Raw genomic sequence first — 6,579 nt, 5'->3', positions numbered from 1 at the left:
ACCATGCCTGATTCTTATAAGAAAAGGTGATTCATGAATCCCTTCACGTGGGTGGAATCTACGTTGATATTACCTTTCTTGCATGTCAATATTGCTTGTATAGAGCGTATCCCGGGGTTGCGGTTCTAGCGCTGTCTCAATAATAAAAGAGGAACGAAAGATGCACAGGCCGAAAGATCAAGGATGTCGATGTAAAAACTCTTCGGCTCACGCTACCCATATTTACTCCCAGCGTTGACTGTCAATCAATCTGCCCCAGTCACTACGTAGCGACTATCGCGGCTCTGCCAAGAGGTTCTATTTTTTTCTCACATTGGTGATATAGATTCCAGCACTCACCAAGACCAGACCAGCCAGAAGTCCGAGGGTAAGTTGCTCTTTAAGTATGATAGCGCCTGCGGCAACCCCAAAGACCGGCATAAGGAACGTAAAGACGGCAAGTTCCGAGACGGGATAGACATGGATCAGCTTGAACCAAGCGAAATAAGAGATGAACGCAACGATGACCGATGAATAAAAGAGAGCACCCAATACGGCGAAGTTCATATCCAGTATCCACTTTTGCTCCAGCATCACGGCGCAAATAAATGTGACGGGTACGGAAAAGACGAGCTGGTAGAGGAAGGTATGGATAGGATGGACCTTTTCAGCAAGATATTTTTTAATATAGATTGTGGTTGCACCCCAGAAGAAGGCACCACAAATTTCAAGAATATCCCCCCACAACATGGTCGGTGTCCAAGTGGAAGGTTTGCCTTTGAAAATCATGAAGATCCCTGAAAAGGCAAGTGCAAGGCCTGCAACTTTCCCCAAGGTCAACTTTTCTTTGAGAAATATATATGCGGCAATGACCACAACAAAGGGCGATATATTGATAAGTATCACAGCCCGTGCCGAATCCGTATAGCGCATACCGAGATAGACGCACACGAACTCAAGCCCGAACAGCAACCCCACCATAAACCCGTGAAACATTCTGATGTCCTTGTGAAAAAACGGCTCTTTTATCCTCAGGCAATATACGATACCCAAGATTGATGCGATCGAAGACCTTAGGAATGAGTTAAAAATAGGCGAAAAACCTTCATTCGCAATCTTGACCGCCGGATAATTAACGCCCCACAGCATGGTGAGAACTACTAAGATGAGAAAGCCCTTTATATCGAGATGCTCTTTAGTCATGCGGCCTCCAGTTCATTTTTAATAACAAACAAACTTTTCTTGTATTTTCTTACCAACTCTTTATCCAAGTTCAATAACTCTGTCAAGTAAATTTACTTGACAGAGTTATTGAACTTCATGTAATTCTCTATCAGAAATATGCATAGCACAGAGGTTGCAAAGAAAACCGTAATAGCGCTTCGGTTCCGGGTTGACCACCCAAAGTCAACGGAAATCGGTAAGATCTACGGAAACCCAAGCGTAAACAAAGACACTGCGTTCGGGGTACTTCGGGCACGCAAAGCGAAGGGTTTTACCAAACAAGACCAGGTGACCAAACACTACCGTGTGACAACCGGTCTGATCCAGTTCTCCAAAGAGACGCTTCTCGCAACAAACTTTGCCCGGTTGGTAAGACCTTTGATGGACACTTTACCAAAACTCGTCTCAGAGACGGTCTGCCTGGAAGTCATTGAGGGGGGCAGGGTAAAAGTTGTCCAGACGGTGGAAACAAGGAAAGGGTTCAAAACCTCCACGCCTCCCGATACCTTTTTTTTCATTAAAACTCCCATTCTTTTCAAGGTGTATCTCAGCACAATCACCAACGCGGATATCATTAACCGTCTCAAAGACAGGTCTCTAAACTATTATACCGACAGGAGTATCCCCAATATCAAAGAGCTCCTTCACGAAGACGAGAAGACAAAACGGTCAGGATATACGCTGAATCTTGGAGAATTAAAGAGAAAAATCAGGGCAGGACAGCAAAATCTTCTGTTGTCGAATATGGTAAGTTTAAGGCCTTGTGCTATGGATAATGGGATTTTTTTTGAGTTCCTTTAACGACAGAGCAATGCCTGCCGGACCGCTCATTGCGTCGATACGGCAAGGTAGGTGACCGGCATGCTGTCAGGCAGTTCCTGACGCATATCCTTAAGAGGTAGGCCATGATACAACATTACACATGGATTATAGCCTTTATAGGAACGTTCGTGGTTGTCCCTTCCAACAGCTTCTGGGGAATATCATATTTGGCGATACTCCCTATGTTCTCCTCCGCGAAAGAGGACCTGGCCTTTGGCTATACACAGAGAGGTCTTATATCAATCAGAAATTTTATCGGCCTATGTCTGGTCGTAATCGGGGGCTTCATTGCCGCACGCTTCAAGATCATGATATCTGCCTTTGCTTTCCTCTTAATCATTGACTTAAGCCTTTTCTTTACCGATTTTTCAGAATCCTTCGGGTTCGCCTTCCTCACGAGGCTCATTATCGGCATGGGTCACGGCCCACGCTTCATTAAAAGGAACTGTCTTGATGGATGGCATTACGCATGGTATGTCATGGAATCCGTGGCATGTATCCTCTATTTTCTCCCCTATGTATTTCTGAGGTACCACCTAGGGAAGAAAGGTCTTCGCACTTATAGGGACGGCAAGAAACCAGAAACAAGCCCCAATATCACACGCTTCACCGCTTTTCTCTCACAAAAAATAGATCTGTCTCTAAAGAACGTTGGTGAGGCTTTCGCCGCGTTAGGATTTTTCGGTATTTTCTTCAGTATTGCATGGGGTAAAATATCGGATGTACAGGGACGAATACACAAGGCCATGTTCACCTACCTGACCCCTGCCCTTTCATATTTACTATCCACTCTAATGTTCTCTTGCGGGAACAATAGGCTCTATTGCGCTCAGAAAAAAATATTTACAACGAATAATAAATATAAATCAGGAGGTACTGTATGGACGACAAAACAAAGAGCGCTTTTATGAAAAAGGTCAATGAGGAACCTTTTGCCAAATTTCTTGGCATCAAGCTTGTCGATGTGGACAATGGATATGCCCTATGCGAGATGCACTATCGGGAGGAAATGGACAATATACACCACACAGCCCACGGGGGAGCCGTCTTTTCTCTCATTGATGAGGCTTTCGAAATTTCCTCCAACAGTCACGGGACTATGGCGGTAGCTCTCAACATGAACATTACTTATATAAAACCGGCGGTACGAAACAGTCTGCTTCGAGCGGAATCAACAGAGATGAGCAGGGGCAGGAAGACAGCCACGTACCAGATTACCGTAAAAGACGATGAGGGCCTAATTGCCATCTGCCAGGCTCTCGTGTACAGAAAAAATGATAAACTAACGTTTATCGGATAATTCCTTACAGAAACCACGACGACTGATTCTTTTGCCGTACCCATATTAGGACGGCATCTCGAAGATTACGAGCCGGGCCGTGCATACGAGTCCGGCTCCATTGCATGCCATAAAGATAAGACAATCTACCTGTTTACCCCCACATTGAAATGGTTTGGGTTCATCAGTAAATCTTTCAGGCTCAAGCGTCCATATATCTCTGATGAAATCATAAGGAGATTTTCCTTATAAGCTTTTCAAGCGATTTGCCAGATTGTACGCCATTAGAAATACATGAAGGTGTTCTTTATTGGTAACGCCCAACAGTCGTTGATAGTCCGTACTTGGCCGTTGCGATGGCAGACACGGTCAAATGTGTCATAAACGCTGGATGCCGAATTAAGCTCTCGTCGATTTATCATGCAAACTTTGACAGTTTCCGTATGACAATCCAACGATGCAGGTATGAAATCATCAGGCAATCACAATAGAGGCTTCTTTAACCTGGCTTACGGATGACTTTAGGACCCATTGGGCAAAGTCTCTTTTTCTCCATCTCTCAATAGTTTTTAGATTCACACCATAACGTACTGCAAGCCTTATCAGGCTTTCTTGATTATTTTGTTATTTCTCTACGCACTGCCTGAGTTGTCCTGGCGTGAGCATGGAGTACATGTCCCATAGTTTTTACCTTCTTAAGTGAGGTATGGTATGTATATGCCATTAGTCGTAAGGGGGGTAGATATCAGTTGACAAAAATGCTCTTTGTGAATATTTGGCGTCCTTTTTTATTTCTATTGACAAGCCTATTATCCTTCCAGTAAAATTATTTTCAGATATAAACACTGTTTTTTATCCAAAAACTCATCTGGAAGCTAAACATCAAACTAACCATGTGGTCAGATATGATACAGTGGCAGATGAGGTGAGTTACCATGACAGAATCATTAGAGGGCAATTGGTTTTGCAACGGCTCAAAAGTGCGAAGCTTAAGGCACTGGTCGAGAGTGAGAAAATTGAAAATTGCGGGCAATAAAGTTATTGGCTATCTGTCCGCCTTGGACCCAGGAGATCTTGACGGTGACGGGCATCATACCGTTGTTTAAAGAACAATGCCTAGAAACCATTACAAAAAAGAACTCCTTTAATAAAGACTATAGTCCCTTCGCCCACAATCTCTTTGGCGCAGGTAAAAGGAAAATACAAGTTCCTTAAGCAGGATGACGTTGCCCTATCATGGGCAGGATCGACATCTTCAAGATGTGTTAGTATCGTACAAAAAGAACGGCTTGTGAAAAACTGGGGAGTTGAAACACGATGAAACAGTATTTTGCCGGTATAGACATCGGATCCACCATGACCAAAGTGGTCATCGTGAGCGACCAACTCAATGCGTCGATCATAGGCCCCACAGGGCCTGAACATCGAAAACTGGCTAACAAAGTGATAGAGGAGGCCCTCGTAAAGGCGGGCATCAGATTTGAGGATCTCGCGTATATTGTCGCAACAGGATACGGTCGGATAAATGTCCCCTTCGCCGACAGGCAGGTAACCGAGATCACGTGCCACGCGAAAGGGCTTCACAGCGTCCTGCCAACAGTAAGGACGGTGGTTGATATCGGAGGACAGGACAGCAAAGGAATCAAGATAAAGAGTGGCAAGGTAACGGACTTTGTCATGAATGATAAATGCGCAGCCGGGACAGGGCGGTTTCTAGAGGTCATTGCCGATGCATTAGGCGTGCCCTTAGATAAAATCGGCCCCCTATCCCTTTCGGCCCAACGGATCGCCCCCATCAGCAACACCTGCACGGTATTCGCCGAGTATGAGGTAATAAACCAGCTCGCCTCAGGCGAACCAGTTGCCAATCTGATCGCGGGTGTCCATGATGCAGTTGCGACACGGGTGTACGCACTCGTAAAAAAATTAAAAGTGGAACCGGATGTGGCAGTTACGGGAGGCGGCGCAAAAAACGTCGGTTTGGTCAAGGCACTGGAAAATAAATTCAAATTCCCCCTTAAGGTCCCACCTGAACCCCTCATTACAGGGGCCCTAGGGGCGGCCCTGATCGGAAAAGAAACCTGCGAGAATGCAGCCCATAGCGGGCAGGCACCCAAAAGGAGCGAGCAAGGACTCTCTGGAGAAACCAAGTTCTTCTCATAAGTGCTGGAAAATCGGACGGCCGAGACCGTCCATAAGGATAGATAGATGGCCTATATACTTGGTATTGATGTAGGTTCAGGTTACTCAAAAGCTGTAGTATGTGAGAACAAATCTCTTCGGTCTTACGCAGTTTTGCCTTCTGGGGGCGACTATAAGGAGGCGGTAAAAACCGTCACTGATGAGGCCCTAAAGAAAGCTGGCATCTCATTGGATAACATTTCGCGCAAGATAGCTACAGGCTATGGGGCTGCCATGGTTGGGGTTGCCGACCAGGTGGCTACGGACATCTCTTGCCATGCCATAGGAATCCATTACTTATTCCCGACGGTGCGGACTTTAATTGATATAGGCGCTCAGTTCAGCAAGGCGATCGGGGTTAATAGCGAAGGTAAAGTAACCAATTTTGTGATGAACGAAAAATGTGCCGGAGGAAGCGGGAAATTCCTGCAGGTAGCAGCCCGTATTCTCCACATCGGGATTGAGGAAGTGGGAGCGCTTTCCCTTACTGCCACGAAGCCGGTGGAGTTCACGACAGGTTGTGCAGTATTTGCCGAGTCTGAGGCGGTATCGCGGGTTGCCGAAGGGGCCCTCGCAGGAGATATTCTTGCGGGAATCCATAAAGCCATGGCATCAAAGATAGTAAATCTTGTGGTCCGTCTCGGACTCACGCCGGATTGCGCCGTCACGGGTGGAGGCGCAAAAGACATCGGCCTTATAAGGACCATAGAGGCGGAATTTGGAGCTACTGTTATGGTTCCCGACGAACCCCAGATCACCGCCGCATTGGGGGCCGCTTTACTGGCGCAGACTCAAGTCTGACAGTTTCTTTTTGTTCCGTCTGGGGCCATATAATTTTCATAACCTTCTGATAAGCCCGGCAGCACGAGATGTACCGGGGGTGGTATTTATTTCAAAGGGTTCCTGTAGCGGGAAGTCTCCCTCTGATTGATATGCGTCATAGGCTTCAGGTTTTGACGGATCAACTTTATTATGCTTTCCATTAAATGGCCTGTTTTCCAGAATCCCGGTTTCTTCGTAGCGCTTCAGCCAAGCCTTTAGAGTTGTTGCGCCTATTTTGAATGTCTTTGCAGCCTCTTCTATATGTATGTCCT

General features: G+C 46.1%; 8 protein-coding genes. 6 read left to right on the top strand and 2 right to left on the bottom strand.

Annotation, left to right across the window (positions count from 1 at the left end; genetic code table 11):
• Positions 1 to 297: 297 nt before the first annotated feature.
• Positions 298 to 1,182, bottom strand: a complete 885-nt coding sequence (locus tag LBQ00_04795) for a DMT family transporter (protein ID MDR2018177.1) — start codon at positions 1,180 to 1,182, stop codon at positions 298 to 300.
• A 138-nt stretch (positions 1,183 to 1,320) separates the two neighbouring features.
• Here LBQ00_04795 and LBQ00_04790 point away from each other — a divergent pair, with 138 nt between their 5' ends.
• The 6 genes from LBQ00_04790 (at position 1,321) to LBQ00_04765 (ending at position 6,286) form a co-directional block, all read left to right on the top strand.
• Positions 1,321 to 2,004, top strand: coding sequence for a hypothetical protein (locus LBQ00_04790; protein ID MDR2018176.1), 684 nt, complete (start codon positions 1,321 to 1,323; stop codon positions 2,002 to 2,004).
• A gap of 104 nt (positions 2,005 to 2,108) precedes the next feature.
• On the top strand, positions 2,109 to 2,936 hold the full coding sequence (locus LBQ00_04785; GenBank protein ID MDR2018175.1) for a hypothetical protein: 828 nt from the start codon (positions 2,109 to 2,111) through the stop codon (positions 2,934 to 2,936).
• Entirely contained in the window at positions 2,906 to 3,325 is a 420-nt protein-coding gene (locus tag LBQ00_04780) for a PaaI family thioesterase (GenBank protein ID MDR2018174.1), read from the top strand. Before LBQ00_04785 ends, LBQ00_04780 begins: the two co-directional genes overlap by 31 nt.
• Positions 3,326 to 4,239: 914 nt before the next feature.
• On the top strand, positions 4,240 to 4,410 hold the full coding sequence (locus tag LBQ00_04775) for a hypothetical protein (protein ID MDR2018173.1): 171 nt from the start codon (positions 4,240 to 4,242) through the stop codon (positions 4,408 to 4,410).
• Between the two features lie 211 nt (positions 4,411 to 4,621).
• Positions 4,622 to 5,467 carry an acyl-CoA dehydratase activase gene (locus tag LBQ00_04770; GenBank protein MDR2018172.1) on the top strand — a complete coding sequence of 282 codons (846 nt, stop codon included), beginning with the start codon at positions 4,622 to 4,624 and terminating at the stop codon, positions 5,465 to 5,467.
• Between the two features lie 45 nt (positions 5,468 to 5,512).
• A complete protein-coding gene (locus tag LBQ00_04765) occupies positions 5,513 to 6,286 on the top strand; it encodes an acyl-CoA dehydratase activase (protein ID MDR2018171.1) in 774 nt (257 codons plus the stop codon).
• A gap of 36 nt (positions 6,287 to 6,322) precedes the next feature.
• On the opposite strand, the gene LBQ00_04760 is transcribed toward LBQ00_04765, so the two are convergent.
• Positions 6,323 to 6,579, bottom strand: a 257-nt coding sequence (locus tag LBQ00_04760; protein ID MDR2018170.1) for a hypothetical protein, incomplete at its 5' end; no start/stop codon positions are given.

Source organism: Syntrophobacterales bacterium (genome assembly GCA_031274925.1).
In the GTDB taxonomy this organism is placed as follows: Bacteria; Desulfobacterota; Syntrophorhabdia; order Syntrophorhabdales; family Syntrophorhabdaceae; genus PNOM01.
The sequence above is the reverse complement of the archived record's forward strand: the minus strand, read 5'-3'. Positions and strand labels throughout refer to the sequence as shown.

Coding starts and splice junctions, on each gene's coding strand:
- LBQ00_04795 (MDR2018177.1), bottom strand. CDS start 1,182: ATGACTAAAGAGCATCTCGATATAAAGGGCTTTCTCATCTTAGTAGTT.
- LBQ00_04790 (MDR2018176.1), top strand. CDS start 1,321: ATGCATAGCACAGAGGTTGCAAAGAAAACCGTAATAGCGCTTCGGTTC.
- LBQ00_04785 (MDR2018175.1), top strand. CDS start 2,109: ATGATACAACATTACACATGGATTATAGCCTTTATAGGAACGTTCGTG.
- LBQ00_04780 (MDR2018174.1), top strand. CDS start 2,906: ATGGACGACAAAACAAAGAGCGCTTTTATGAAAAAGGTCAATGAGGAA.
- LBQ00_04775 (MDR2018173.1), top strand. CDS start 4,240: ATGACAGAATCATTAGAGGGCAATTGGTTTTGCAACGGCTCAAAAGTG.
- LBQ00_04770 (MDR2018172.1), top strand. CDS start 4,622: ATGAAACAGTATTTTGCCGGTATAGACATCGGATCCACCATGACCAAA.
- LBQ00_04765 (MDR2018171.1), top strand. CDS start 5,513: ATGGCCTATATACTTGGTATTGATGTAGGTTCAGGTTACTCAAAAGCT.